General features: G+C 54.8%; 28 protein-coding genes. 16 read left to right on the forward strand and 12 right to left on the reverse strand.

Annotated elements, in window-relative coordinates; genetic code table 11:
• The first annotated feature begins 9 nt into the window (after window positions 1-9).
• Complete coding sequence (locus tag ACQ3G7_RS14865; RefSeq protein WP_430890392.1) at window positions 10-1,293, forward strand: YeaH/YhbH family protein; 1,284 nt, start codon at window positions 10-12, stop codon at window positions 1,291-1,293.
• Between the two features lie 428 nt (window positions 1,294-1,721).
• Here the strand turns inward: ACQ3G7_RS14865 and ACQ3G7_RS14870 are convergent, their stop codons facing one another.
• From ACQ3G7_RS14870 to ACQ3G7_RS14890, 5 genes are read right to left on the reverse strand one after another with little or no spacing between them, the layout of a single operon-like run.
• Window positions 1,722-2,927, reverse strand: coding sequence for an MFS transporter (locus ACQ3G7_RS14870; protein ID WP_430890393.1), 1,206 nt, complete (start codon window positions 2,925-2,927; stop codon window positions 1,722-1,724).
• A 4-nt stretch (window positions 2,928-2,931) separates the two neighbouring features.
• Entirely contained in the window at window positions 2,932-3,960 is a 1,029-nt protein-coding gene (locus tag ACQ3G7_RS14875; RefSeq protein ID WP_430890394.1) for an alcohol dehydrogenase catalytic domain-containing protein, read from the reverse strand.
• 26 nt (window positions 3,961-3,986) lie between these two features.
• Window positions 3,987-4,505, reverse strand: a complete 519-nt coding sequence (locus ACQ3G7_RS14880; RefSeq protein ID WP_430890395.1) for a carboxymuconolactone decarboxylase family protein — start codon at window positions 4,503-4,505, stop codon at window positions 3,987-3,989.
• 37 nt (window positions 4,506-4,542) lie between these two features.
• Window positions 4,543-5,025 carry an OsmC family protein gene (locus ACQ3G7_RS14885; RefSeq protein WP_430890396.1) on the reverse strand — a complete coding sequence of 161 codons (483 nt, stop codon included), beginning with the start codon at window positions 5,023-5,025 and terminating at the stop codon, window positions 4,543-4,545.
• Between the two features lie 45 nt (window positions 5,026-5,070).
• Window positions 5,071-5,847, reverse strand: a complete 777-nt coding sequence (locus ACQ3G7_RS14890; RefSeq protein ID WP_430890397.1) for an SDR family NAD(P)-dependent oxidoreductase — start codon at window positions 5,845-5,847, stop codon at window positions 5,071-5,073.
• 176 nt (window positions 5,848-6,023) lie between these two features.
• Between ACQ3G7_RS14890 and ACQ3G7_RS14895 the strand changes: the two genes are divergently transcribed.
• The 8 genes from ACQ3G7_RS14895 (at window position 6,024) to ACQ3G7_RS14930 (ending at window position 12,258) form a co-directional block, all read left to right on the forward strand.
• The gene (locus tag ACQ3G7_RS14895; RefSeq protein ID WP_113228093.1) at window positions 6,024-6,938 is read left to right on the forward strand and encodes a LysR substrate-binding domain-containing protein; all 915 of its coding nucleotides are present in this window, start codon (window positions 6,024-6,026) and stop codon (window positions 6,936-6,938) included.
• Window positions 6,939-7,154: 216 nt separating this feature from the next.
• Window positions 7,155-7,436, forward strand: coding sequence for a hypothetical protein (locus tag ACQ3G7_RS14900; protein WP_076738132.1), 282 nt, complete (start codon window positions 7,155-7,157; stop codon window positions 7,434-7,436).
• Window positions 7,437-7,472: 36 nt separating this feature from the next.
• Window positions 7,473-7,817, forward strand: a complete 345-nt coding sequence (locus tag ACQ3G7_RS14905; protein ID WP_113228092.1) for a carboxymuconolactone decarboxylase family protein — start codon at window positions 7,473-7,475, stop codon at window positions 7,815-7,817.
• Window positions 7,818-7,857: 40 nt separating this feature from the next.
• Window positions 7,858-8,541, forward strand: coding sequence for a cupin domain-containing protein (locus ACQ3G7_RS14910; RefSeq protein WP_113228091.1), 684 nt, complete (start codon window positions 7,858-7,860; stop codon window positions 8,539-8,541).
• Window positions 8,538-9,632, forward strand: a complete 1,095-nt coding sequence (locus ACQ3G7_RS14915) for a flavin monoamine oxidase family protein (protein WP_113228090.1) — start codon at window positions 8,538-8,540, stop codon at window positions 9,630-9,632. The genes ACQ3G7_RS14910 and ACQ3G7_RS14915 overlap by 4 nt, the downstream gene beginning before the upstream one ends.
• Window positions 9,633-10,370: 738 nt before the next feature.
• Window positions 10,371-11,000, forward strand: coding sequence for a class I SAM-dependent methyltransferase (locus ACQ3G7_RS14920; protein ID WP_263097049.1), 630 nt, complete (start codon window positions 10,371-10,373; stop codon window positions 10,998-11,000).
• Between the two features lie 126 nt (window positions 11,001-11,126).
• Window positions 11,127-11,624 carry a YbaK/prolyl-tRNA synthetase associated domain-containing protein gene (locus ACQ3G7_RS14925; RefSeq protein ID WP_430890398.1) on the forward strand — a complete coding sequence of 166 codons (498 nt, stop codon included), beginning with the start codon at window positions 11,127-11,129 and terminating at the stop codon, window positions 11,622-11,624.
• 187 nt (window positions 11,625-11,811) lie between these two features.
• The gene (locus tag ACQ3G7_RS14930; protein ID WP_263097051.1) at window positions 11,812-12,258 is read left to right on the forward strand and encodes a DUF441 domain-containing protein; all 447 of its coding nucleotides are present in this window, start codon (window positions 11,812-11,814) and stop codon (window positions 12,256-12,258) included.
• Here the strand turns inward: ACQ3G7_RS14930 and ACQ3G7_RS14935 are convergent.
• The 5 genes from ACQ3G7_RS14935 to ACQ3G7_RS14955 all read right to left on the reverse strand — a co-directional run bounded on the left by ACQ3G7_RS14935 (window position 12,241) and on the right by ACQ3G7_RS14955 (window position 16,318).
• Complete coding sequence (locus tag ACQ3G7_RS14935; RefSeq protein WP_430890399.1) at window positions 12,241-12,933, reverse strand: amino acid ABC transporter permease; 693 nt, start codon at window positions 12,931-12,933, stop codon at window positions 12,241-12,243. The genes ACQ3G7_RS14930 and ACQ3G7_RS14935 overlap by 18 nt on opposite strands.
• Window positions 12,923-13,681, reverse strand: coding sequence for an amino acid ABC transporter permease (locus ACQ3G7_RS14940; RefSeq protein ID WP_263097053.1), 759 nt, complete (start codon window positions 13,679-13,681; stop codon window positions 12,923-12,925). The genes ACQ3G7_RS14935 and ACQ3G7_RS14940 overlap by 11 nt, the downstream gene beginning before the upstream one ends.
• Window positions 13,681-14,502 carry an amino acid ABC transporter ATP-binding protein gene (locus ACQ3G7_RS14945; protein ID WP_263097054.1) on the reverse strand — a complete coding sequence of 274 codons (822 nt, stop codon included), beginning with the start codon at window positions 14,500-14,502 and terminating at the stop codon, window positions 13,681-13,683. The genes ACQ3G7_RS14940 and ACQ3G7_RS14945 overlap by 1 nt, the downstream gene beginning before the upstream one ends.
• 1 nt (window position 14,503) lies before the next feature.
• Window positions 14,504-15,328: an ABC transporter substrate-binding protein gene (locus ACQ3G7_RS14950; RefSeq protein WP_263097056.1), complete on the reverse strand. Its 825-nt coding sequence runs from the start codon at window positions 15,326-15,328 to the stop codon at window positions 14,504-14,506.
• A gap of 204 nt (window positions 15,329-15,532) precedes the next feature.
• Window positions 15,533-16,318 carry an AraC family transcriptional regulator gene (locus ACQ3G7_RS14955; protein ID WP_430890400.1) on the reverse strand — a complete coding sequence of 262 codons (786 nt, stop codon included), beginning with the start codon at window positions 16,316-16,318 and terminating at the stop codon, window positions 15,533-15,535.
• A gap of 99 nt (window positions 16,319-16,417) precedes the next feature.
• Between ACQ3G7_RS14955 and ACQ3G7_RS14960 the strand changes: the two genes are divergently transcribed.
• Window positions 16,418-17,605, forward strand: coding sequence for a CynX/NimT family MFS transporter (locus ACQ3G7_RS14960; protein WP_430890401.1), 1,188 nt, complete (start codon window positions 16,418-16,420; stop codon window positions 17,603-17,605).
• A gap of 41 nt (window positions 17,606-17,646) precedes the next feature.
• Here the strand turns inward: ACQ3G7_RS14960 and ACQ3G7_RS14965 are convergent, their stop codons facing one another.
• Window positions 17,647-18,354, reverse strand: a complete 708-nt coding sequence (locus tag ACQ3G7_RS14965; RefSeq protein ID WP_430890402.1) for a CTP synthase C-terminal region-related (seleno)protein — start codon at window positions 18,352-18,354, stop codon at window positions 17,647-17,649.
• 193 nt (window positions 18,355-18,547) lie between these two features.
• Here ACQ3G7_RS14965 and ACQ3G7_RS14970 point away from each other — a divergent pair, with 193 nt between their 5' ends.
• Together ACQ3G7_RS14970 and ACQ3G7_RS14975 are read left to right on the forward strand one after the other, a co-directional pair.
• The gene (locus ACQ3G7_RS14970) at window positions 18,548-19,015 is read left to right on the forward strand and encodes a 2-thiouracil desulfurase family protein (RefSeq protein ID WP_430890450.1); all 468 of its coding nucleotides are present in this window, start codon (window positions 18,548-18,550) and stop codon (window positions 19,013-19,015) included.
• Window positions 19,012-19,359: a DUF488 domain-containing protein gene (locus tag ACQ3G7_RS14975; RefSeq protein ID WP_430890403.1), complete on the forward strand. Its 348-nt coding sequence runs from the start codon at window positions 19,012-19,014 to the stop codon at window positions 19,357-19,359. Before ACQ3G7_RS14970 ends, ACQ3G7_RS14975 begins: the two co-directional genes overlap by 4 nt.
• Here the strand turns inward: ACQ3G7_RS14975 and ACQ3G7_RS14980 are convergent.
• Window positions 19,356-19,661, reverse strand: coding sequence for a hypothetical protein (locus ACQ3G7_RS14980; protein WP_263097062.1), 306 nt, complete (start codon window positions 19,659-19,661; stop codon window positions 19,356-19,358). The genes ACQ3G7_RS14975 and ACQ3G7_RS14980 overlap by 4 nt on opposite strands.
• A gap of 439 nt (window positions 19,662-20,100) precedes the next feature.
• Between ACQ3G7_RS14980 and ACQ3G7_RS14985 the strand changes: the two genes are divergently transcribed.
• The 4 genes from ACQ3G7_RS14985 (at window position 20,101) to ACQ3G7_RS15000 (ending at window position 25,024) form a co-directional block, all read left to right on the forward strand.
• Window positions 20,101-21,129: a sensor domain-containing diguanylate cyclase gene (locus tag ACQ3G7_RS14985; protein WP_430890404.1), complete on the forward strand. Its 1,029-nt coding sequence runs from the start codon at window positions 20,101-20,103 to the stop codon at window positions 21,127-21,129.
• 118 nt (window positions 21,130-21,247) lie between these two features.
• Entirely contained in the window at window positions 21,248-21,301 is a 54-nt protein-coding gene (locus tag ACQ3G7_RS14990; protein WP_071890698.1) for a hypothetical protein, read from the forward strand.
• 98 nt (window positions 21,302-21,399) lie between these two features.
• The gene (locus tag ACQ3G7_RS14995) at window positions 21,400-23,223 is read left to right on the forward strand and encodes a sensor domain-containing diguanylate cyclase (RefSeq protein ID WP_430890405.1); all 1,824 of its coding nucleotides are present in this window, start codon (window positions 21,400-21,402) and stop codon (window positions 23,221-23,223) included.
• A gap of 211 nt (window positions 23,224-23,434) precedes the next feature.
• A complete protein-coding gene (locus ACQ3G7_RS15000; protein ID WP_430890406.1) occupies window positions 23,435-25,024 on the forward strand; it encodes a methyl-accepting chemotaxis protein in 1,590 nt (529 codons plus the stop codon).
• The last annotated feature ends 12 nt before the right edge of the window (window positions 25,025-25,036 follow it).

Raw genomic sequence — 25,036 nt, forward strand, 5'->3', positions numbered from 1 at the left:
GAGGGAACTATGACCTGGTTCATTGACCGGCGTCTGAACGGCAAAAATAAAAGCACGGTTAACCGCCAGCGATTTTTACGCCGTTATAAAGCGCAAATAAAACAGTCGATTTCCGAGGCGATCAACAAGCGCTCGGTGACCGACGTGGAGAACGGCGAATCCGTCTCCATCCCGACAGAGGATATCAGCGAACCGATGTTTCATCAGGGGCGCGGTGGTTTGCGCCATCGTGTGCATCCGGGTAACGATCATTTTGTTCAAAACGACCGTATCGAACGCCCGCAGGGCGGCGGTGGCGGTGGTGGCAGCGGTCAGGGTGAAGCCAGCCAGGACGGTGAAGGACAAGATGAATTCGTTTTCCAGATCTCCAAAGATGAGTACCTCGATTTGCTGTTTGAGGATCTGGCACTGCCGAACCTGAAAAAAAACCAGCAACGGCAGCTCAATGAATTTAAAACCCACCGTGCCGGCTACACCGCCAACGGTGTACCGGCGAATATCAGCGTGGTGCGTTCGCTACAGAACTCGCTCGCCCGCCGCACGGCCATGACGGCCGGTAAACGCCGCGAACTGCGAGAACTGGAAGAGAGTCTGGATACGGTTGCCAAAAGCGAACCTGTGCAACTGCTTGAAGAGGAGCGATTACGCAAAGAGATTGCGGAACTGCGCGCGAAGATCGAGCGTGTGCCGTTTATCGATACCTTTGACTTACGCTACAAAAATTACGAAAAACGCCCTGAGCCCTCCAGCCAGGCCGTCATGTTCTGCCTGATGGACGTGTCCGGATCCATGGATCAGGCCACCAAAGATATGGCCAAGCGTTTCTATATTCTGCTCTATCTGTTCCTGAGCCGGACGTATAAAAACGTTGAAGTGGTCTATATCCGCCACCACACGCAGGCGAAAGAAGTGGATGAGCACGAGTTCTTCTACTCACAGGAAACCGGCGGCACGATTGTCTCCAGCGCCCTGAAGTTGATGGATGAAGTGGTCAAAGATCGTTACGACCCGGCGCAGTGGAATATCTATGCGGCGCAGGCGTCTGACGGTGATAACTGGGCGGATGACTCGCCGCTGTGTCACGAAATCCTGGCGAAGAAAATTCTGCCTGTGGTGCGTTACTACAGCTATATCGAGATCACTCGCCGTGCGCACCAGACGCTATGGCGCGAGTACGAACATCTGCAAACGATGTTCGATAACTTCGCCATCCAGCATATCCGTGATCAGGAAGATATTTATCCGGTGTTCCGCGAGTTGTTCCACAAACAGAGCGCCAATTCTGGTAGCTAGTCTATATAAATCAGCCAGTTAATCCTATTTTCCTGGCTGATTTCCTTCATTTTGAATGTTAAAAATGTCGAATAAGATCAGAAGCTTATGTCTGGTTTTTGGGAATGATTTTCCGATAGAGACAAGGGATTTAAAATCAGTCGAGTTATCTCACATACGCAACGAGTTAGTTTGACTTTTCATCATACCCGCTCAAAAAACTCACCCGGTCATTCAACGACTTGCTGTTCCTTACTGCTGAATATTACGAAGGTTTCTGAGTTAAATTGTGGTGCAGCAACGTCCGCTATGAGCGAGGAGCAGACGTTGATTAGATTATGGAGCTAGTGAACATCGAGAAATATACCCAAAATCATGCTCGTTGATTTTGGGCTTTAGATACTTTTCACATCAACATAACCCGCTTCCAGGCAGCAGATAAAATTGCGTCAGAAGCTTAATTTATCCTGCTTCTTTGCCTGCAACTCCTTAACAATACCTAAAAAGGCAAGCCCGACGGGAAAAAGAGATCCCCACAGGACGGCGTTCCAGCCGTAGAGACTGAGCAGGGCTCCTGAAGAAAATGACCCTACAATCATCACCCCAAACACGACAAAATCGTTCAGGGACTGGACCTGGGTTTTCTCTTCGGGACGGTGATATTCAATGATCTTCGCCGATGCGCCGGTGAAACCAAAATTCCAGCCAAGACCCAGCAAAATCAGCGACAACCAGTAGTGAATAATATCAGTGCCACCGAGTCCGGCCAGGACAGAGCATGCCGTGATAAGCAGGCCCGCAGCGGCGATACGCATGGCGCCAAAGCGGTTAATTAATTTGCCGGTGAAAAAGCCCGGACCGTACATGGCAATAACATGCCACTGGATACCGAGATTGGACGCCTGCTGAGAAATACCGTGCATGTGCATCGAGAGTGGTGCTGCCGTCATCAGGAAGTTCATCACCATATAGGTTACCGCACCGCTGAATACGGTTCTGGCAAACCCTGGCTGTCGGACAATCTCGCGCAAAGGTCGTCCACCCGTTTTTACTGCGCTGGCAGGTTCTGTGGTTTTCACGCCTTTAAGAATGAACGCTGATATAACGGCCACGAGCGCCTGGGCGGTGAACGTGACGGCAAAGGTATGAGGCGGCCAGAGGTGCATCGTTCCGGAAACCAGCATGGGGCCAATCACACCGGCAATCACTCCGCCTCCCATCACAAGCGACAGGGCCCGGGCCCGACGTTCGGGCGTAACGCCGTCCGTTGCGGCAAAACGAAAGCTGAGCGCGGCCGCCGCATAGGCACCGCCAAGAAAAGCAGCAATGCAGAATAACAGGAATGAGCCTACAACGACGGCCAGGGCAGCAGTCAGGCCGGTAATAACCCCTGCGCCGGTGCCGACCATAAAGGCGGCTTTCCGGCCTTCTTTTCGCGCCAGTGAACCTAACGGCAGAATACAGGCTGCCATCCCCAGAACAAACATGGTAATGGGCAGTGTGGCCAGCGAACTGGCTGGCGCAATGGCGTTACCCACAATTGCCCCTGTAGCATAAAAAACCACAGAGTTAGCGCCGGCGAGAGCCTGTGCGGCAGACAGGCGGATGATATTATTTTTCTGGTCTGCAACAGGCAGGAAATGTTCAGCGGGCATGTGATTAATTATCCTGATTCATGGTGAGCACTATCCGGTATCGCGCCTGACCCTGCTTAAGTCGGTTGAGCGCCTCATTTGCCCTTTCAAAGGGCAGCAACTCTGTGACAGGCAACGTCTGAAAGAGGTGGCTGAACTGCAGCGCGCGCTCGGTTTGCGCCGGTGTGCTGACGAAAGACCCTGTCAGGGTCCGTTCAGCGCCGATCATCATACCCGGCATGATCTGCAGCGGCGTTTGTCCGGTACCCAGCAGGATCGCTTTTCCCCGAGGGGCCAGGTCGGACAGAAGGGCTGATACCGTTTCTGAAGCCGGTGCCGTTGCCATAATAAAATCCACACCGCCGTCTTTTTTCAGGCGTTCTGATGCGTTTTCCTTAAGTGTATCGATGTAGCGATGCGCACCCAGCTCAATGGCCGCGCGTTCTTTTTCGCTACCCCGTGCCACCACCGTAACGTCAAACCCCATTTTACGGGCGTATTGAACGGCCATATGGCCAAGGCCACCCATTCCGAGAATCGCCACTCTGTCGCCCGCCCTGGCGCCAGAATTACGCAGCGCGTTGAAGGTTGCGGTACCGGCGCAGAGGATCGGCGCGGCATGTACGGAAGAGAGTGCGGAGGGGATGGCTATCAGCGCGGTGTGCCGCATGACGACGTACTCTGCGTAGCCGCCATCGCAGCTGAGTCCAGGCGTAAGCTGGTTTTCACAAAGATGAAAAAGCCCACTGCGGCAGGGGTTGCAGTGCTGACAGTACCCCCCCAGACGTCCGACGCCTACCCGCTGACCGGTTTGCCAGATATCGGGTACCCTATTCCCCTTCCGGGCAATAAACCCGACAATTTCATGTCCTGGTATACGGCCGGGCTGGCCCGCCTGCGGCGCTTTTTCCGCGTCCCGGAGATCGGCACCGCATACGCCGCATGCTTCAATTCTGATGAGTACCTCATCCGGGCCGGGAGCGGGTACCGGCCGCTCTGTCATTTCCAGCACCCCGGGGGCGACGATCTGCATAGCGCGATATTTTTTATTCATAAATTGCACCGGAAAAACTAGGGGTATCAGATGGCAAGGGCGACGAGAAAACGGGATACCATGTTATAGGCGGCGACAGTGGCAACCGCTTCCACGGTCTCTTTTTCACCTAACAAGCTTTTCAGCGCCCCGATGACGTTCTCCTCAACCACGACGTTCCGGGTGGACTGGTCCGTAAGATGTATCAGCAACGTTTCGGTGTCATTAAAGATGTGTGGTGCGGAGGATAACCGCAGGGCTTCGGCTTTTTCAGCAGTGCCGCCTGCATCCAGATAGGCAGGGTAGTGCACGTTCCATTCAAATTCTGCTTTATTCAGGAGCGCAACGCGCAGCATGATCAGTTCCCGGTATTCAAGGCTGAGTGAAAATTCCTGACGTACCCGTACCATCAGTTCGTTCCAGCCCGTGGCCAGGGGAGCACTCTTCAGTAATACCCGGTCAATACCTATCAGTTTTCCACCGGGCCGACGGGCCTTTATCGCGTTGAGAAGATAGCCGTCAACGGGCTCTTCATCCTGCCAGGGAGTTACTCTTGGTGTGGTCATATCATTTTTTCCTGTAGAACAGAACAATCCAGCCGCATCAGCTCAGTATTAAGTCACCTTCGATCAGCATATTCTGGGCCAGTAACCACCGGTTCAGGGAGGAGTCAATCACCCGCTGATGGACCCCTTCAAACTGATGCACCGTGCCGCCACCGCTGACATGGATGACATACACAAGCCTGCCGGAAGCATCCTCTGCGGGCCTGTCACCGGAGGTCGGTATACCCTTTGGAAGGTGCCCGTCAGTATGTATTTCAAGATGCGTAAGGGCGAGACCTTCAGCCCTGGCTTCGAGAATAAAGGCGGCCATCATGCAGGCATTAAACGCAGCGAGCATCAGCTCCTGGGGATCAGGAGCCAGCCCTTCGCCACCCAGCGAAACCGGTTCATCGGAATCGATAACATGACTTTGCAGGGCAGGCGGAGCGTTGTCTGCGGAAAAGGACTGGCAGAGCGTCCGGCTGGCCATGCCCCCCTGCCACGAGGTGACAAGGTCATAATGCGCGGTCTGGATTTGCATAATTACTCCAGTGCCGCACGCGGGGAAGCGCGTGCGGCATGGTCATCAGGCGTTACGGCCAGCCATCACGCCACCATCAATATCCCAGATAGCGCCGGTGACCCAGCCAGTCTTGTCAGAAAGCAGGAAAGCAACGGTTTCCGCGATGTCGGCCGGGGTACCCACGCGACCGATCGGGTGGAAGCTGTCAAAGCTGCTCATCACGTCCTTCACGTCGTCTTTCGGAATGAAGCCTTCGTAAATTGGCGTGTGAACAACGGCCGGAGAAACTGCATTCACGCGGATCCCTTTTTCACCCAGTTCAATGGCCAGGTTTTTGGTCAGCGTGTGCAGACCCGCTTTTGCCATTGAGTAAGCTGAAGACGGTGTGGCACCGATGGCCTGCTGTGCCCACATGGAGCCGATATTAACGATGGAGCCTTTGATACCGGCCTCGACCATATTGCGCACCACGTCACGGGTAATAAAGAACGTCGCGCGGTTAATGTTCATGTACATGTCATAGTCTGACGCTTCATGTTCGGTGAACGGTTTCGGGAAAAATACGCCAGCAGCATTGACCAGCAGGCTGATATCCTTGTGTTCGGCATTGATGGTATTCACCACGTGCTGCATACCTTCTTCTTTCATCAGGTCGGCAACGATGATGGAAACCTGACCGTCTGCAGCCAGCGCCTGGCGGGCCTGCTCGGCTTTGTCCTGACGATTGCCAACCAGCACAACGCTGCCACCGTTTTTCAGAACCAGCTTCGCCGTTTCGAAGCCCATACCGCTTGTACCACCGACCACTAACAGTTTTTTACCGGCAAAAGATGCGTTCATCGCTAACCTCTTTAAATTCATATGGTTGTCATTGATGAAAAGCCGCGCTCCTCATCGTGTGAAATCAGAATGCCACCCGGGCCCCTGATTGACGACTGAGAAGAAATTGCGACTCAGGAAAGAAAATCTTTCTCGCTGGCGTATACTGAGGAAAATAATAAATCAGGATAACCTCAATGCGATCGCTAAACCGACTTAAATGGCTGCATGCTTTTGAAGCCACCGCCAGGCACGGCAGCTTTACCGGCGCGGCACAGGAACTTGGCGTAACGCCCGCCGCAGTAGGCCAGCTGGTACGCTCGCTGGAAGACTGGGTCGGACACCCGCTTCTTCACCGCACCCGCTCAGGAAAAGAGCGTCTGACGCTGGTTGACGAGGCGCAGGAGGCACTGCAGGACATCACGCTGGGGCTCGACAAACTGGAAACTGGATTAAATAAGCTTCGTGGTCGCCGGTCGCGCTCGGTGGTGGTGGTGACGGCATCGCAGGTACTGGTGATGAACTGGCTAATGGATCGCCTGAACCGGTTTTCGGAAACGCACGAAAATATCGATCTGCGGCTTAACGTCACGGAAAAACTGATGGACGTGTCGCACGGCGAGGCGGATATCGGTATTCGCTGCGGCCAGGGCGACTGGCCAGGCGTGAATAAAACCTGGCTGATGGATGAGGAAGCGGTACTGATCTGCAGTCCGCACCTGGTGCCGTCCGGGAAAATGGCCTGCAGTGAATGGCTCGCCACGCAAAAACTCATTCATGATGACACGCCCCATCCCGGGGCCGATTTTCCGTCATGGAATGATGTCCTGTTGGCGGTTGGTGCCCCCGAAGCGCTGGAAAGCGGGCTGCATATTAACTCCACTTCAGCTGTGATCCTGTCGGCCCTGAGTGGCAGGGGCGTGGCCATCGTGCGATACGCTCTGGTGAAAAAGCTTATCGAAACCGGACAGCTGGTCCAGCTGCATCCTGACCATCGGTGGCCGCTCAAGTGGTCTTATTATGTGGTGACCCCGCAGCAAAAAGTCATGCGTGATGAAGTGAAAGTTTTCCACGACTGGCTTCTTCAGGATGTCGTCTCGGATCGTTCATAAACTGCCCGCTCAGGCATTACGCTGCTCCTGCAATCACGCCGGGCGCGTAATGCTTATTCCCTGCCAAACCACGACATAGAATTTCTTCGCTGCTCCGCAAGATTATCTGATTTGTTGAAGCTGTCTGGCTTTCTGATAATCGCCCTCAACGAAAGGTAATACAGACCGGATTTTTAACCGGGCGTGTTACTTCAACCCTGAGCGAAGGAGAGAACGATGGCTTATCTGCAAATCACCCTGGATATCAGTAATGAAAACCGTGCGGCAGCCGCGGGGGTATACCAGAAATACAAAACCCCGTTTCTGACCACCATCGAGGGTGCCACCTCTAAAGAGCTGCTTGTCCGTGACGAGGATGTCCAGGTGCTGCACGGCTTTACGACTGTGGCGCAGGCGCAGGCATACCTTAGCAGTCCGCTGTTCACGCAGGATGTCGTTGCAGGATTAAAACCCTATTTAAACAGCGCGCCTGACGTACGTATTTTCGACGTCATGTAATGATTTTTCTGAGACAAAAAATAACCGGAGTTTTCAATGTTCTTAAACTGGAATGAATATCGCAGTGGCCTGCTCGCCACCATCGGCAAATTTGCCAAACTGCAGCCAGAGTTTATGAAAGGCTTTCAGCAGATGGATAAAGGGGCGTCAGAAAACAATCACCTCGATCCCAAAACCCATGAACTGATTGCACTGGCCGTGGCCGTCACCACCCGCTGTGACGGTTGCCTGGCCGTTCATGTGGATGCTGCGGTTAAGCACGGTGCCACGCGCGAAGAGATCGCCGAAGCGCTGGCCGTTGCCATTAACCTGAACACTGGCGCAGCGCTGACGTATACCGCGCGTGCTCTGGATGTTTACGATAATCTGCCGAACAAATAGGCCTGCAGATGGCCCCTGCGGGGCCGTCTAATCATTCACTATGATGTTACTGAATTCTGATTTTTCGCAGCGTGCGGTCGTTACTCCGGACGATTATCAGTGGATACCTTCTCCCCAGCCCGGCGTTAAGCGCGTGATGCTTGACCGGATTGGTCGTGAGCAGGCCCGCGCAACCAGCCTTGTCCGGTATGCGCCCGGATCCGAATTTCCAGCACACAGCCATCCCGGCGGAGAGGAGATTCTGGTGCTCGACGGTATTTTTACCGAAAACGGGGTCGACTATCCTGCCGGCTGGTATCTGCGCAGCCCGGACGGTTCTTCTCACCAACCCTCAAGTCGCGACGGCACAACCATTTTCGTCAAGCTGCGCCAGATGTCTGTCGGTGAGCGCCAGCCGGTCAGGATAAATACGCAGGAGGCAGCTAACTGGCACGGTCAGCCGCAAAGACAAGTCTGCCCTTTATTCTCCGGCACTTCAGAAACTGTGCTGCTTAAGAAGCTTGCCCCGGGTGAGCGGATCTTCTGTGCACCGCTTGTTGGCGGAGCAGAGATCCTTCTTCTGCAAGGGGAACTCCATGCGCCGGAAGGTTGCTATGGGGCAGGAAGCTGGCTGCGGTTTCCGCCGGGTGATATGCCTGCTCTTATAGCCACCGCCTCTGGCGCACTTTTTTATCTGAAAACGGGACATCTCAGCCCGACAACCCTGACCGGAGCGACATTATGAAGCAGAGCGCTGTTATCATTGGTGCGGGCATAAGCGGCCTTTATGCTGCCACGCTGCTTGAAAAAGCGGGTGTTGATTATGTGATCCTTGAGGCTCGTGACAGAACGGGCGGGCGCGTGCTGTCAGGCCTGGAACTGGCGGGCACCCCCGCTGGCATTCATGTAGATATGGGGGCTGCGTGGTTCTGGCCTGGTATTCAACCGGACTTCGCGCAACTGATCGAGCAGCTTAATCTTCCGGTAATCGCGCACGGCCGTCCGGGTGACATGCTCTACGAACGCCAGCTGGATTCGCCCCCCGAACGCTATCCGGCATGGGAGAGCTCCCCGGCGTCTTTCAGGCTGAAGGGAGGAATGCAGGCGCTGACGGCGGCACTTAAAAGTCAGATCCCGGCTGAGAAGATTAAAACCGGCTATCAGGTGGTGGCGGTTTCCCGGGCTGGCAAGGAAGTGCAGATCCATACCCGGTCCGAAGGCAGTAAAAAAGCCGTATTTTCCGGTGAGCATGTCTTCCTCGCTTTGCCTCCTGCCCTGGCAGCTAACATAGATTTCAGACCGGTGATGCCGGAACAGGTGCTGTCAAACTGGCGGAAAATCCCGACATGGATGGCTCCCCATGCAAAATATGTCGCTGTATATAAAACAGACCTATTGCATGAGCGGCAGCTTTCAGGGAATGCAGGAAGCCGCGTGGGGCCAATGGTAGAGATCCATGACGTATCCGAGCCTGATTCGGGAAAAACGGCGATTTTTGGTTTTATTGGTGTACCGGCAAAATCGAGATGGACTGTCAGCGAAGCTGTTCTCAAAAGCCTTTGCCGGGAGCAGCTCGTACGCTTATTTGGACAGGATGCGGCAGAACCTGAAGCTGAGTATATAAAAGACTGGGCAGCCGATCCGTTTACTGCAACGGAATTTGATCTCCTGCAGGAGGTCGGGCACGCAATGCCTGAGCAACTTCCCGCCAGGGGAGAGTGGTCCGGTGAGATAACAGGTATCGCCAGTGAATGGTCGCCGCAATTCTCGGGCTATCTGGCAGGCGCTATTGACTCTGCATTAACGGGTGTTCAGCGCTGGTTACAACATAAATAACCCCCATGAAAATGGTTTGTAGCCTTTCGAACCGGAGAGGGGTTGTTGAAAAAACATGCGTATCCGGTTTGATAATACGTCTGCTATGGCCTCTGAAAGGTCCGCTTTTGGCACAAAGCGGCTTTTAAGATAACGTGCATTGATATGGGATGTCAGGGGCGGAGGTTCCCCCCTCTCGTGCCGACCAAAATTCCCCCGAAAAACCAGCCTCTTGAGGCTGGGTTTTTATGTCTGCGATTTGGGAAAGGTAAAATGAAGACAAAACCCCTGACGAATTAAACCACCCAATTATCTTTTTTTACCCGGTTAATAGTGTGTACGTCAGCATGCCGAAAACCGATACGTCGTTCAGCGTTTTCCCCTTGAGGCCTCTCCGTCATCCGTAATAAGCGCGCTGCCCATCTATTTCGCAAACCGACTGTGACCGTCATACAGTTCCCGCACCTTATCTCCGTCGTCTGGTTGTCGTGCCAGCATCCCGCATAACCGGCCCTTTCCCGCCTCACCCCGATCCGCACTGTTTTGTGACCTGTTTCACAACGCCCCCGATCTATTGGTCTAAAGCATGAATTGCCGTGCAAAATCGCAGCTATTTCCCGGCTTGCGCAAAAATTAATGTGGCACATTTTAATCATTGCAAATCGTGGCGCAGACTGGCGCAGCGATGACTGAACAGAGACAAGGTGAGAGATAATGCTTGATCTGGAGGACTTGAAGGTCTTCATACAAGACGCAGAAATGAAACTTTTCATTGACAGCATCTGGGACACGCTCGGTGAAACATTCACCCAGACACAGTTGATTCTGCCGCCGGAAATGGCCATGCCCCGCCGGGAACTGTCGTTCCATGACCACGTGAAGCTGCTGGGTTATCTGTGCTGGTTAATCACCAACTCCGGCGCGGAAGGCGACATCATCGAAATCGGCGTCTGGAAAGGCAAATCCAGCGCGTTTATGAATGAGATCTGCAACCGTCAGCGTCGCATCATCAGTATCGACCCGATGGAACTGACCAACCAGCCTCTGGAGCTGGGCTTCTATCACAAACATATCTTCCCGGAAGTCAATTTAATCCGCGGCTACTCCGAGCGAAGCATTGAGCGCGTACTGGAATTCGCGCCAAAAACCGTTTTGCTGCATATTGATGGTGGTCACCTCAAGCAGCATGTGCTGGTGGATTTTCTGCTCTACTCCCCCACTGTCGTCAGCGGCGGATTCATCGTGTTTGATGACTATCGCGACCACAGATACTCTCCGGAAGTCGGCCCCGCGGTTGATCTGCTGCGTGCAGGTGGTTTCTTTAACGGGTTCGATGTTATTGGTAGCGTTCCGGGTTTTGAAAACAGCTACCTTTTGCAGAAAAAATAAACAGTACACACAAAGCGTTGTTTGTAGTGCTTGTATTTTTTGCCGCCTGTTCAGGCGGCTTTTTTATTCTCATCATCCGTTGCGTGGATTATCCTTGATGCTCTTCAACTGTATCGGGAGATATTCATGTCTGAGATTGCCAGCCGTAACGTCCACCAGCATTTGTTGACCCTCCTTAAACAACACAACGCGCGTTTTCACGTGGTGGAACACGATGCTGTCGGCAAATGCGAAGAAGTCAGTGAAATTCGCGGGACAGCACTGGGCCAGGGCGCGAAAGCGCTGGTATGCAAAATCAAAGGAAACGGCGTCAAAAAATATGTTCTGGCGATACTCGCCGCGGATCTTCAGGCCGATCTCTCCCGCCTGGCGCAGCACTTTGGCGGGCTGAAAGCCTCACTGGCAAGCCCGGCGGAAGTGGACGAATTAACCGCCTGCGTGTTTGGCGCGATCCCGCCCTTCAGCTTTCATCCGGCGCTGCAACTGGTTGCAGATCCGATCCTGTTTCAGCGTTTTGACGACATTGCCTTTAACGCCGGGCTGCTGGAAAAATCCGTCATTCTGAATACCCAGGATTATCTGCGTATTGCTCAGCCAGAACTGGTCGATTTTCGCCGTCTCTGACACCGCTCGTGCGGCTACGACCCTCAGCAAACCTGGCATGAAGCAGCGTAATCACAACCCGTGATTACGCAGTAAGGTTCCGTTTCTGGCAACTGCCTGAATTTCATCTGCCGACAGAAAATTGTCTGTTTCATCACGCATTTGCGCGTAGAGTAAACAGGTTTCATTTTTGGCAAGGAACCTCTGTATGTTTGATACCACGCTGTTTATTTTGCTCGCGCTGGCCGCACTCGGTTTTGTCAGTCACAACACCACCGTCGCCGTTTCGATTCTTGTGCTGATTATTGTACGCATCACACCGCTAAACACCTTTTTCCCGTGGATTGAAAAACAGGGACTGACGATCGGCATCATCATCCTGACCATTGGCGTGATGGCACCGATAGCCAGCGGATCGCTGCCACCATCGACGCTGCTGCACTCTTTTGTTAACTGGAAATCACTTATCGCGATCGCCGTTGGCGTGTTTGTTTCGTGGCTGGGCGGGCGCGGCGTCACGCTGATGAGCTCACAACCGTCGCTGGTGGCGGGATTACTGGTGGGGACCGTGTTAGGTGTGGCCCTGTTCCGGGGGGTGCCGGTCGGGCCACTGATTGCGGCGGGTCTGGTGTCGTTGCTAATTGGCCGGCAGTGACGCACGCCGTTGCCCGCGTTTAACGGCAAACTCCAGCGCGCTGCACAGCAGGTAATACACCAGACCGGTAAAAATAAATAACGCGGCCGGATACACCTGCACCCGGTTATTCACCTGCCCGGCAACGGTGGTCAACTCCGGTACGTTAACAATAAACGCCAGCGAGGTGTCCTTCAGCAGGGCTATCAGCAACCCGACGTAGGACGGCAGTGCATTACGTAGCGCCTGCGGTAACAACACCCGCCGCAGGATAGCCACGCTGCCAAACCCGCTGCTGAGCGCCGCTTCATATTGTCCTTTCGGCAACGCGCCCAGCGCCGCCAGCGTGGAGTACATCACCGAGGCGGAGGTAAACCACGCCAGCGCCAGCGTCACGGTCACCGCCCCCGGCAAATCAGCACCGGTCAGCCACGGTAACAAGAACCATAACCAGAAGATGACAAAGATCAGCGGAATACCGCGGATAATCTCCGCCCACAGGAACAAAATTTTGCGCGGCCAGCCGGGAAAACGCCATGCGAGACACGCCAGCAACATGCCACCAGGGAAAGCCAGCAGCGCCGCGCCGGCGGTCATCAGCAACGAGAGCAGCACGCCACCCACCTCACCTTGCGCCGCACGCCCCCACAGTAAATAGTCGAGGTTATCGGTAATCACCGAAATGTTAGCGATCACGGCGCACCTCCGCTGTGCGTTGCCGCATACGCCAGCTACGCGGCGCATTGAACAGTAAACTCATGACCAGGCCCAGCGCCAGATAGAGCGCGCTGCCGATGGCAAACGCTTCCAGCGCATGCGCGTTGTAGCTTTCAATTTGCCGGGTCTGATAGGTCAGCTCGGCAAAGCCAATACCGGTCGCCAACGACGAGAGTTTCATCAGGTTGAGATACTGTCCGACAACGGGCTGCCAGGCGTTGTGCAACCCCTGCGGCAGTAGCACCCAGCGAAACAGCGCCAGTTTGCTGAAGCCCTGAGATTGCGCGGCTTCAACCTGCCCGCGCGGCACCGCCAGCAACCCCGCCTGGATCTCCTCCACCAGAAACGCGGCGGTAAACAAACCCAGCGCCCAGGCCGACGAAAGAAACTCCGGCGTCAACCACCAGACATCACCCGGCAGGATACTGAATGCATGATCGTCATTCACATACTGACGAAAACTCTGCGGCAACAGGTTCCATGCGGCGAAATACCAGAACAGCAGTTGCACCAGTAGCGGCGTATTGCGAAACAGCGATACCCATACCGCCACGGCGCCGCGTCCCACCGTTCCCCCCGCCAGCCGTAGCGCCAGCAGCAGTACCGTGAGCAGGGTTGCCAGCGCCATACCGGCGAGCGTCACCCAGACGGTGGTCAGAAAGCCGGACGTGATCCATTGTGCGGGTTGCCCGGTCAGCACACCCGCCCAGTCAAGGTGCAACCCCATCACAACTCCTTGCTATCGGCATGCAGTGGATTGAGCACTTTCTGCAGAAAGCGTTGCGCGCGGGGATGCTGCGGTGCAGAGAAAAACTGCGCTGGCGTCGCCTGCTCAAGGATTTCGCCACCGTCGATGAAGATCACCCGGTCGGCAATTTCACGGGCAAACTGCATTTCATGCGTCACCACGATGAGCGTGATGCCACTGTGCGCCAGCGATTTCATCACCTGCAGCACCTCGCCAATCATCTCCGGATCCAGCGCCGAGGTCGGTTCATCAAACAGAATGATATGCGGATCCGCCGCCAGCGTACGGGCGATCGCCACCCGCTGCTGTTGGCCACCGGACAACTGCGCCGGATAGTGCAGGGCTTTGTCCTGCAACCCGACACGCGCCAGCAACGCCAGAGCGATGTCCCGTGCCTGGGCTTCGGTTTTGCCATGAATGCGCCGTAGCGCGAGGGTAATATTGTCCAGCGCGTTAAGGTGCGCATAGAGATTGAATTGCTGAAAGACGAAGCCAACGTGGCGGCGCAGCTCGCGCAATCCTCGCCCTTTTAGCTGGCTGGTCGGCTGACCATCAACGTAGATCTCGCCACCGCTGAGGGTTTCCAGTTGGTTAATCAGCCGGATAAGCGTGGACTTGCCGGACCCGGAAGGCCCGCACACCGCCAGCACTTCACCTGCGGCGACCTGCAAGTCAATGTTATTTAATACGGTGTTATCGCCATAGCGTTTACTCACGCGGCGAAACGCGACCGTGCCTTTTTCCACGGGCAACACCTCCGTGGCCGTAGCCACAGAGGCGGAGAAGAGACCTGCCAACATATTACTTCGCTTCTATCGTAAAGCTGCGCGGAGCCGGCGTTTTGGTTTGCGGACCAAACCAGGTATCGTAGATTTTCGCGGCTTCACCGTTTTTCTCAAGGTTAACCAGCTCATCGTTCACCGCTTTCAGCAGTGCGGGTTCACCTTTACTGACGCCTACGCCAATCTCTTCTTTCGACAGCAGATCCGGCAGGATTTTGAATTTGGCCTTGTCCGGCGCTTCCGCCAGCAAACCGGCAAGAATGGTGCTGTCCTGGGTGATCGCCTGCACGTTACCGTTACGCAGCGCGGTTAAGGCCAGCGGAATATCGTCATACGCCAGTACGCGGGATTGCGGGAAACGCTGATGCAGTGCCTGCTCGCCAGTCGTGCCTTTCACCGCGCCAATGCGCGCTTTGCTGTACGCATCCAGTTTGTCTGCTGCCGTAGCGGGCACCAGGAACTGCTGTCCGGTAACAAAATAGGGTGTTGAGAAGTCGATCACCTGCGCACGTTCAGGCGTGATGGTGATATCCGCAACGATCAGATCCACTTTGCCGGATTGCAACAGCGGAATACGGTTCGCCGGGTTGGTCGCCACCAGTTGCAGTTTTACGCCGAGGCTTTTTGCCAGCGCTTTCGCGAAGTCCACATCATAACCGACGATATCGTGGGTTTTCGGGTCGATGGCACCAAACGGCGGGTTCGCATCGAAGGTGGCGATTTTAACCACGCCAGCGGCTTTGATATCGGCCAGTTTGTCCGCATGTGCGGAAAAAGAGAGCGCTGAAAGCAGCGCCAGTGCGCTAAATGCACCGATTTTTGTTGTGTGTAATGAGGTTGCCATGCTGATCCTTACGCCCTGTTATTGTGTTGATTTCAGCGCTAAATTCACACAACCCCATTCATCAGACAAATATCAAAAAGTGCATTGATTATCTGAAAAAGTTATTAAAACCATTTCACCCATACTAACAACTTATCTTTCATCACCTGCCAGCATAAACCTGCCTAACCCTTACAAAAATAAAGGAATAGGCAGCAGGAAATGTTACGCGCCCCCCAGGCCGCTCAGGTAACGACCCGGCGTCTGCCCGAGCCCTTTTTTAAACATGGTGATAAACGCCGTCGTCGAGTCATACCCTAACGTGTGTGCTATTTGCTGTACCGACTGGCCGCCAATCAGCAAGCGCAGCGCAAGGATCAACTGCATTTGATGCCGCCAGCGACGAAAGCTTAAACCCGTCTCTTTCACCACCAGCCGCGCCAGGTTTCTCTCGCTCATAGCGAACGTCTGCGCCCACTGCGTCAGCGTTTGTCTGCCAGCCGGGTCGGCTTCCATGCTCTCCACCATCTGATAAATCTTCGGGTGCGACGACACCGGCAACTGTAGCTGCATTTGCGGTTGTTCCGGCAACTCATCAAACAGCACCTGCACCAGCCGTTGCGTGGCGGGCTGCCGCCGCTGCGCAGGAGAACGTGACGCCAGGGCGACAATAAGCTCACGCACCAGCGAGGAGGTTTTTAATGTGCAGCAGTGCTGCGGCATCACCACCGACCAGGGTTCGATAAACAAAAAATAGAGTTGCGCCCCCGGCGTGGCGCGGTTGCTGTGGGGAACAAGACCCGGTAACCACATTGCATGATGCGGCGGCACCATCCAGCGAGCATGCTCAACCTCACAGGTGATCGCCCCTTTCAGCGCCAGAATCAGTTGCCCCTTGCGATGACAGTGCGCCGGGATCCGCTGCTCATCTTCATTGACGGTAATGCCGAATGCCACCGCCGCCTCCTGCTGGCTATCAGGATCGTAACCGCCAAGGCCGAGTCCGTGCATAAATTTGTCCGAATTTAGCGATAAACTGTCATTTTAGCTTGATTCAAACAGGAGAAAAAATCGTTATCGTAAGCCTCTGTTTTTCATTCTGAGAACCCAATGACCCTTTCTCTTCCTTCCCGTGGTAAACAAGGCGCCCTGCTGATTGCCGGGATCCTGATGATAGCGACCACCCTCCGCGTCACCTTTACCGGCGCGGCTCCGTTACTGGATGCCATTCGCGCAGAATATGGGCTCACCACGGCGCAGACCGGTCTGCTCACCACCCTGCCGCTGCTGGCCTTTGCGCTGATATCGCCGCTGGCGGCTGGCGTCGCCCGTCGTTTTGGTATGGAACGCAGCCTGTTTGCCGCGCTGGTGCTGATTAGCGCCGGGATTGCCCTTCGCTCTCTCCCTTCTCCCGTTCTGCTGTTTGTTGGCACCGCGATTATTGGTTGCGGTATTGCGCTGGGAAACGTGCTGTTGCCGGGAATGATCAAGCGTGACTTCGCCGGACATGTGGCAAAACTCACCGGCGCGTATTCCCTGACCATGGGCGCAGCCGCCGCACTGGGTTCCGCCGCCGTCGTGCCGCTGGCGGAACAGGGCGCAGGCTGGCAGGGCGCATTGCTGGCACTGATGGTATTTCCGTTGCTGGCGATGGTGCTCTGGTTACCCGCATTACGCTATGGCGCTGCCGCCAACCTGAGCCAATCCGGTGCATTGCACAGCCGCGGGATCTGGCGATCGGCGCTGGCGTGGCAACTTACGCTGTTTCTGGGGATCAACTCGTTAATTTATTACATCGTGATTGGCTGGTTACCGTCGATTCTGACCACGCTGGGCTTTAGCGAGATGCAGGCGGGTTCGCTACACGGTATTTTGCAGTTAGCCACTGCCGCCCCCGGCTTGCTGGTACCGCTGATCCTGCCTCGTCTGAACGATCACCGTGGGATCGCCGCGCTGGTGGCGCTGATGTGCGCCGCTGGTTCGCTGGGATTGTGGTTGCTGCCCGGCCATGCGGCGCTATGGGTCGTGGTGTTTGGCTTCGGATCCGGCGCCACAATGATCCTCGGGCTGACGTTTATCGGCCTGCGCGCCCACTCTGCGCACCAGGCCGCCGCCCTTTCCGGGATGGCGCAATCGGTCGGGTATTTGCTGGCCGCCTGCGGGCCGCCGTTAATGGGGAAAATCCACGACGCCAGCGGTGACTGGCATATTCCGCTGCTGCTCTGCGCGCTGTTATCGGTGGTGATGGCGGTGTGCGGCGCGCTGGCGGGTCGTGATCAGGAAGGGGTTAACCCGTAAGGCGCGCATAAAAAAACAGGCCCGCAGGCCTGTTCTTCTTATTATTCGCACGCCGCGTGCAGCATCGCCTGCACGAGCGGTACCGGTCGCCCGGCAAGCGCAGCGCGCTCATGCTGGAACAGCGTCGCAACATAGAACGGGTGCGTCACCAGTTCCACCGCGCGGATTTCACCCTCTTCATCCCAGCCGGTCACCCGCAGGTTGCCGCTTTCCAGTTCGTGGGCAAACTCCGGCGATACCCCAAAATTGCACCGGTAGGCCTCTTCAATCATCTCGCGACCATACGCGCGGGCAATCAGCGTATTGGGCCGCAGCTCAATGTTGCCGGTTTGATCCACCAGCGCGCAACTGAGCGCGGAGATAACCATCCGACCTTCGTGGTCAGTTTCCGCGTGCGCCGCATCGCCCCAGCCCAGTACATTGCGGGCATACTCAATCACCGCATGCTGGAAACCGCCGCAGGTGGCGAGGAACGGAATGGCGTTTTCCCGCGCAAACTGGATGGCGAGAAACGCGCCGCGGGCATTTTTATAAGGACTTCCAGGGACAACCCAGATGGCATCATAGCCCACCAGGTCTTCATAACTGTTGATTTCACTGGTCGGTAGCCAGTCGTAGTCTGCGGTGATCTCCAGCACGGCGGCGGCATCGTCAATCGCCAGCGGGATAGCCTGGTGCGCGACAACGTCATGGTTATAGTCGCCAATTAACGCGATGCGGAGAGTTTTCTTCGGAGGGATATGCTGCATGAAAGTGTCCTTATGCCGGAGCCAATAACGAGTAACATAAGGAATATCACATTAGCCGTCTTTTAATGTCATCACAACACCTTAAAATCGGCAGGCCTGTTATTGCATCTGATATGAAAAATCGGATTTACCGGAGTTAATCACAGTGGCGGAACCCGTGCAGCAGACTAAAATCCTCGTCAGCGCCTGTCTGATGGGCTTTAAAGTGCGTTACAACGGCAGTGAAAAAGCGGCATTACAGGAGACGTTGCAGCACTGGCAGCAGGAGAACAGGCTGGTCATCCACTGCCCGGAGCTGGCTGCGGGCCTGGCGGTTCCGCGACGACCGGCGGAAATCGTCGGCGGCAACGGGGCCGATGTGATGCGCGGTAGCGCACGGATCCTCGAAAATAACGGCCACGATGTGACGGCGCATTACCAACTGGCGGCATGGCTGGCGCTACAGGCGGCACAACACGCGCAGTGCAGCGCGGCGCTGTTGACCGATGGCAGTCCCACCTGCGGCAGCCAGTTCATTTATAACGGTGCCTTCAGCGGCACGCAGCAACCCGGAAAGGGGGTGGCCGCTGCGCTACTGGAGCAACATGGCATCCGCGTTTTTTCCGCAGAGCAATTACCGGCGCTGGTCGTCTGGGTTAACGAAAGGGAGAAAAGTCAGTGATCCAATGCAAACGCGTGTATGACGCCGCATCCGACAGCGATGGTTACCGGGTACTGGTCGACAGACTGTGGCCGCGCGGCGTGAAAAAAACAGACCTGCCCTACGATGAGTGGAATAAGGATCTGGCCCCGTCGACGGCGCTGCGCAAAGCCTTCCACGGCGAGGCGCTCGATTTTGCCGCCTTCAGTGAAAGCTATCATCAGGAACTGGCGGCGTACCAGGACCAAGGGAAACAACTGGCAGCGCGGGGTAAAAAAAGCACCGTCACGCTGTTATACGCGGCGAAGGACACGCAGCAAAACCACGCTGAAGTGCTGGCGAAATGGCTGCGTTCGCTGGTTTAGTCGATGACGCGTTCCAGCACGTCCTGCGGCTGGCTGTCAGGCATCAGCGGCATCAGGTGTTCTGCACGGACAAACGCAAAACCGTGCTGGCCGTCAAACGATGTGACATTGCCGGTCACCAGCCACAGCGCGCGGGTGGCGTTGCGCGGCAATTCGGTCATCACGCCATTGACCGGGTTCAACATGCGTTCACCCGGCTGACACAGCCCGAACAGTTCAACTGATTTACCGATATTGCCCCGTCCATTGGCAGTTTGGGCACCGATCACCATTGCCAGGCTGCCCGGTCGTAACTGGAACATACTTCTCTCACGTATTCGCTAAAAAATAAGATAATTCTTAATTGGAAGTGTACCCTGGCAAGGCGGTTATTGTCACGATCCGGATGGCAACCCATTGCGAAACCATCATGCCCGCCCCTTTCACCTTTGCCGAAATGACGTCGCCACAGACCGGTTGTGAGCGAAGATGACACGCGGCATCTCCATGATTTCTCCATCGTTACTGCACTTTTGCCCCCTATAGTGTGCCCTGTTCTCACCCATGACCAGAGAACATCATTCCGTAATCAATGAGTTTTTTGCCCCGCTTCATCAACGGGGCTTTTTTTGTTCTCCTCCGATTTGAATGATCCCCCAGCCTGATGTATACAAAAATAACCTGCTTCATGGTTTAATACCGCGCACTCGAAATATCCTGTATCAATGTGTATGGCGGGTCTGTACACAGGAGCCCAACGTCATGTCGGATTTTATTCTTGCTCGTGTCTCTGAGACCCTTTCAAAAGAGCAATCACTGGAAAGCCTGGTTCACCAATTGCTGGAAATGCTGGAGATGGTGACGGATATGGAATCCACTTACCTGACCAAAATTGACGATGACGCCCGCCTGCAACACATTGTTTACTCTCGTAATACGAAGCAGCTCAATATCCCGGAAGGCTTCTCCCTGCCGTGGGGAGACAGCTTGTGCAAGCGCGCGCTGGATGACGGCTGCCCGTTCAGCAATGATGTGGCGACGATGTGGGGAGATTGCGAAGCGGCGAAAGCACTCGGCATCACCACCTATTTAAGTACGCCAGTGCAGCTGGCAGACGGCTCGCTGTACGGCACATTGTGCGCCGCCAGTAATGCAAAGAAGTCGCTCAGCGTGCGCGGCGAGCAAGTGTTGCATCTGTTCGCCGGTCTGATTGCGCGCACCATTGAAAAAGAGCATCTGGTTAATCAACTGCGTGAAGCCAATGCCGCGTTAATTGCCCACTCGTATACCGATGCGTTGACCGGTTTGCCAAATCGCCGGGCGATTTTCGATAACCTGGCAGCGCTGTTTGCACAGGCCCGCAACCGCAAGCGCTACATCCTTATTGCGTTTATCGATCTGGATAATTTTAAAGTCATTAACGATCAACTCGGCCACGAAGCAGGAGATCAGTTCCTGATCGAAGTGGGACAGCGGATTGCGCAGGAACGCGATAAAGACGATATTGCCGGTCGCCTCGGTGGCGATGAGTTCCTGATAGCCTGCCTTGGCGGTCCGCTCGAGGAGCCACAAAGGCTTCATCTCACATCGCTAAAAAAGAGTCTGGATAAGTCGATTAGCGGGCAATATATGCTGGGGAAAATCCACATTTTCTACCCTGGCGCCAGCATTGGCGTGATTGAAATCAACCCGAATCTCACGGATGAAGATGGTGCGTTGCGCGCCGCAGATGAAGTGATGTATCAGGTAAAAAATAACAAAGAAAAAAAACCCTTTCAGCGCCTTAACTAAGCAGATTTGAGGTCGCGAATGGCTTGAGAAAAATCTCATTTTCTTCTATTTCTTATACAATTGATTTCTGGCGATTATCGCCAGTGAAGGAGTTTTCGTGAGAAAGACAACTATCATTATGCTTATTGTGGCGATCGTCGCCGTTGCCGGAACGCAATTCGGCTGGTGGTAATACTGAGCAGTTAATTTTTGCGTCTTCACTTCCCGTGCATATGATGGCGTCATCCGAGCAGAACACCGTTGTCTCATTTATTTGGGCAGGAGCTCGCTATGTTCACTGGTCTGAAAAAAAGCGAAAGCAAACGGCATGCAGCGCTGGAACTGTTGAGTAAACAAGATAAACCCCGCGATGCAGCGCTTGCTGAGTTTGCAAATCTGGCATGTGAAGTCATGGGTGTCGATGGATGCTTTATTAGTACATTCGACGACGATTACCAATATATTAAATATGTTAAAAACATTCCCATCGACCATGTCCAGATTTGCATCGAACAGACGATGTGCCAATATTCCCTGCGGGCGTGCCAGACGGTTATTTGCTCCGATACACGGGTTGATGATCGATTTAATTACCAGCCGCTGGTAAAAAGCGGCGATATTATTTTTTACGCCTCCGCGCCAATGATCAATAAAGACGGCGTGGTCCTCGGAACATTGTGTGTCAGTCACCCGGAGACCTATGTTCCCTCCTCCAGGCAGGTAACCAACTTTCATCGCGTTGCTTCTCTCGCCGCCGTCTTTCTGGAATCCTGTTACGCCGCCGGTCTGGTGGATGCGCTGACCGGTCTGCCAAACCGACAGTTTTTGATGAAAGAGATGGAACGGCTGACGCACGAGAAAGTGAGCGGCAGCTATGGGTTGGTGATCTTTGACTGCATCGACATGGCGCGCGCTTATGAGCTGTCACGCTATCTGGGGCTTGATGCGCTGGAAAAGTTGCTACAAAGCTTTGGCCCCTCGCTACGTTCGAAGCTGAAGCTGGAAGAGCCCGTTATGCTGTACGCCTTTACGACCGCGCGCTACGCCGTGCTGGTGGATATTGACCACGCAATGAAGCTGGTGAAACGGACCAAGCGTTTGCCCTGTATTCAGGCCAAGGTCGCCGGCGATATCGATATCAATCTGAAGATCCATGCCGGTTACGTTAAGTTTTCCCCGTTGGAAGATAACGCGCAGGAGATTGTGCGCCAGGGCATTAGCGCGCTGCACGAGTCGATCCGCCAGGATATCCCGGTGTTGCAGTTCAACCCCATCCTCGATCACAAGCGCAATAAAGATTTCAAACTCCTGTATGATCTTAGCGAAGCCATTAAGTCCCCGAATCAACTTTACCTCGTTTATCAACCTAAGATTTCGCTACGAACCGGGAAAACCGAAGGTGTGGAAGCGTTGCTGCGCTGGAAGCATCCGCAACTGGGGAATATCTCTCCGGCAGTGATCGTGGCGCTGGCGGAAAAGACCACGTTAATGATGGATCTCACCCAGTGGGTCATCAAAACCGTGATTGCTCAGCTTAAGGTCTGGAAGCAACACGGTATCCTGTTGCCGGTCTCGATTAACGTGACGGTCAGTGACTTTTCGCGCCCCGGTTTTGCCGATGAACTTCATCAGAATCTCCTTTCCGCAGGGCTCTATTCGTCGGACGTGCGTATTGAGTGTCTGGAAACAGAGAAAGTGCTGGAAAGCGACCCGGCGCTGGAAGAGCTGGACAGGCTCAAGCTGCTGGGCTTTACCATCCTGCTGGATGACTTTGGCGCCGGTTACAGCAACATCAGCTACCTGCGCCGCATTCCTATTGATGTGATCAAACTTGACCGTTCGCTGGTCAGCCAGGTCACTACCGACCCCGGCAGCCGAATCATCGCCCGTAACGTCATTATGATGCTGAAAGAGTTGCAATATGTGGTGCTGGCGGAAGGGATCGAAGATCTGGAAACCGCACGCATGCTGGGTGAGTACGGTTGTGATGAGGCTCAGGGCTACTTTTTCTCGCGCCCGCTCTCACCGGAAGAAATTCCGGGCTGGCTGGGAGACAGCAAACCATTCCGCCTGCTGGCAAAGATGGCCGCTGAACAGCATCAGTATGGTTCCTGACCGCTGGCATTGCCTGACTGTTCTCTTTCTCAGCAGTCGGGCGATGTCACAAAAATGTCATAAAGACCTTATTCTATTTCACCTCAATACGTTATCCCCACTTTCGTCTTTTTATCCCCTGTAACACCGTTAAAGCCTCCCTGAGAACGTGTCGATATTCAGGTGTGCGCTCTGTTTTTGCGCCTCACCAGACAATGGGAAGTAACGCGTTATGAAACTCAACCACCTTACTATCGGGCAACGGCTCGGATTTCTGGCAACCCTGCTTTTGCTGGCAACGCTGTTTATTGGCATACGTGGCTTGTCCATCAATGCCAGCGGATTAGTGCAAAACCAGCACATTATGGCCACGGAGAAGGTGGTTGCGGACAGCATTGATACTGCCCGCAACGCGCAGGTACAGTTCAAAATCCAGGTACAGGAGTGGAAAAATACCTTGCTGCGCGGTGCACAAAGTCAGGAAGTGTTTGATAAATACAAAAATGCCTTTGTCGAGCAGAGCCAAAAAACGCAGGCGTTACTCAAAACCCTGAGTGAACTGCTGCCGGAAATAGGCCTTGCCAACACCGAAGCACTGAAAACCATCACGCTGCATGCCAGCCTTGAGCAGCAGTATCTCGCCGCATTACAGCAGTACACGATTGGTGATGCCACCAGCGCTCAGCGCGTTGATCACCTGGTCACCGGTATCGATCGTGAACCGACGCGGATGATCGATGAGATGGTCGCCACTACGCTCAAACAGGCAGCTGTTATCCGCCAGCAAACTGATGAACGTAACCTCGATCACTTCCAGCAAACGCGCCTGATGTTGATCATCGTGATGACATTGACCCTGCTGGTCGGTTTGTTAATTACCTGGTGGCTGGTGCGCAGCATTACCCAACCGCTCGCGCAGGCGGTGTCAGTCGCCCGCAATGTGGCCTCCGGCGACCTGCAATCCTCTTTCACCATCAGCGGGCGGGATGAAACCGCAGATCTGATGCGCGCTCTGCAAGAGATGAACGGCAACCTGACGCGGATTGTCGCCGGGGTGCGTTCCGGAACAGAGACCATTGCCGGCGCGTCGCAGGAAATCGCCACTGGCAGCCGCGAGCTCTCTTCCCGTAATGAGGCGCAAGCCAGCGCACTGGAACAAACAGCCGCGTCGATGGAAGAGCTGACTTCGGTAGTGAAAAACAATGCCGAGAACTCGCGTGTCGCCAGCGATATCACCCGCGAGGCCTTCCGCGTCGCGAATCAGGGCGGAGAAGTGGTCGAGCAAGTGGTGAGCACCATGGGTGAAATTAACCAACTCTCCACGGAGATCAGCAGCATTATCGGCGTGATCGACAGCATCGCTTTTCAGACGAATATTCTGGCGCTGAACGCAGCGGTGGAAGCGGCGCGGGCCGGGGCAGAAGGACGCGGTTTCGCCGTTGTCGCCGCAGAGGTTCGCGCGCTTGCGCAGCGCTCCGCCACCGCCGCAAAAGAGATTGGCGCATTGATCCAGCGTTCGGTGCACCGTATTGATGAAGGTCATTCACTGGTGAAAAACGCCGGTAACGCGATGGGAGAAATCGTGCAGAGCGTTGAACGCGTCAGCCAGTTAGTGGAAACCATTTCACTGGCCAGCAAAGAGCAGAGCGTGGGTATTGACCAGGTGCATGTCGCCATTACCCATATGGACGCCGCCACCCAACAAAACGCCACGCTATCGCAGCAATCATCCGCTGCCGCGCACGCCATGCAACAACAAGCAGAGAATTTGCTTGAGATGGTGCAAATCTTCAAGCTGCGGGCGCAACATAACCCGCTGTAATCCGCATTAAAC

It is taken from the genome of Kosakonia sp. N21 (assembly GCF_050587465.1).
GTDB lineage: Bacteria > Pseudomonadota > Gammaproteobacteria > Enterobacterales > Enterobacteriaceae.

Bases quoted from the DNA above. Each gene is read 5' to 3' on its own strand.
- ACQ3G7_RS14865 (WP_430890392.1), top strand. From the start codon at position 10: ATGACCTGGTTCATTGACCGGCGTCTGAACGGCAAAAATAAAAGCACG.
- ACQ3G7_RS14870 (WP_430890393.1), bottom strand. From the start codon at position 2,927: ATGCCCGCTGAACATTTCCTGCCTGTTGCAGACCAGAAAAATAATATC.
- ACQ3G7_RS14875 (WP_430890394.1), bottom strand. From the start codon at position 3,960: ATGAATAAAAAATATCGCGCTATGCAGATCGTCGCCCCCGGGGTGCTG.
- ACQ3G7_RS14880 (WP_430890395.1), bottom strand. From the start codon at position 4,505: ATGACCACACCAAGAGTAACTCCCTGGCAGGATGAAGAGCCCGTTGAC.
- ACQ3G7_RS14885 (WP_430890396.1), bottom strand. From the start codon at position 5,025: ATGCAAATCCAGACCGCGCATTATGACCTTGTCACCTCGTGGCAGGGG.
- ACQ3G7_RS14890 (WP_430890397.1), bottom strand. From the start codon at position 5,847: ATGAACGCATCTTTTGCCGGTAAAAAACTGTTAGTGGTCGGTGGTACA.
- ACQ3G7_RS14895 (WP_113228093.1), top strand. From the start codon at position 6,024: ATGCGATCGCTAAACCGACTTAAATGGCTGCATGCTTTTGAAGCCACC.
- ACQ3G7_RS14900 (WP_076738132.1), top strand. From the start codon at position 7,155: ATGGCTTATCTGCAAATCACCCTGGATATCAGTAATGAAAACCGTGCG.
- ACQ3G7_RS14905 (WP_113228092.1), top strand. From the start codon at position 7,473: ATGTTCTTAAACTGGAATGAATATCGCAGTGGCCTGCTCGCCACCATC.
- ACQ3G7_RS14910 (WP_113228091.1), top strand. From the start codon at position 7,858: ATGATGTTACTGAATTCTGATTTTTCGCAGCGTGCGGTCGTTACTCCG.
- ACQ3G7_RS14915 (WP_113228090.1), top strand. From the start codon at position 8,538: ATGAAGCAGAGCGCTGTTATCATTGGTGCGGGCATAAGCGGCCTTTAT.
- ACQ3G7_RS14920 (WP_263097049.1), top strand. From the start codon at position 10,371: ATGAAACTTTTCATTGACAGCATCTGGGACACGCTCGGTGAAACATTC.
- ACQ3G7_RS14925 (WP_430890398.1), top strand. From the start codon at position 11,127: ATGTCTGAGATTGCCAGCCGTAACGTCCACCAGCATTTGTTGACCCTC.
- ACQ3G7_RS14930 (WP_263097051.1), top strand. From the start codon at position 11,812: ATGTTTGATACCACGCTGTTTATTTTGCTCGCGCTGGCCGCACTCGGT.
- ACQ3G7_RS14940 (WP_263097053.1), bottom strand. From the start codon at position 13,681: ATGGGGTTGCACCTTGACTGGGCGGGTGTGCTGACCGGGCAACCCGCA.
- ACQ3G7_RS14945 (WP_263097054.1), bottom strand. From the start codon at position 14,502: ATGTTGGCAGGTCTCTTCTCCGCCTCTGTGGCTACGGCCACGGAGGTG.
- ACQ3G7_RS14950 (WP_263097056.1), bottom strand. From the start codon at position 15,328: ATGGCAACCTCATTACACACAACAAAAATCGGTGCATTTAGCGCACTG.
- ACQ3G7_RS14955 (WP_430890400.1), bottom strand. From the start codon at position 16,318: ATGCACGGACTCGGCCTTGGCGGTTACGATCCTGATAGCCAGCAGGAG.
- ACQ3G7_RS14960 (WP_430890401.1), top strand. From the start codon at position 16,418: ATGACCCTTTCTCTTCCTTCCCGTGGTAAACAAGGCGCCCTGCTGATT.
- ACQ3G7_RS14965 (WP_430890402.1), bottom strand. From the start codon at position 18,354: ATGCAGCATATCCCTCCGAAGAAAACTCTCCGCATCGCGTTAATTGGC.
- ACQ3G7_RS14970 (WP_430890450.1), top strand. From the start codon at position 18,548: ATGGGCTTTAAAGTGCGTTACAACGGCAGTGAAAAAGCGGCATTACAG.
- ACQ3G7_RS14980 (WP_263097062.1), bottom strand. From the start codon at position 19,661: ATGTTCCAGTTACGACCGGGCAGCCTGGCAATGGTGATCGGTGCCCAA.
- ACQ3G7_RS14985 (WP_430890404.1), top strand. From the start codon at position 20,101: ATGTCGGATTTTATTCTTGCTCGTGTCTCTGAGACCCTTTCAAAAGAG.
- ACQ3G7_RS14995 (WP_430890405.1), top strand. From the start codon at position 21,400: ATGTTCACTGGTCTGAAAAAAAGCGAAAGCAAACGGCATGCAGCGCTG.
- ACQ3G7_RS15000 (WP_430890406.1), top strand. From the start codon at position 23,435: ATGAAACTCAACCACCTTACTATCGGGCAACGGCTCGGATTTCTGGCA.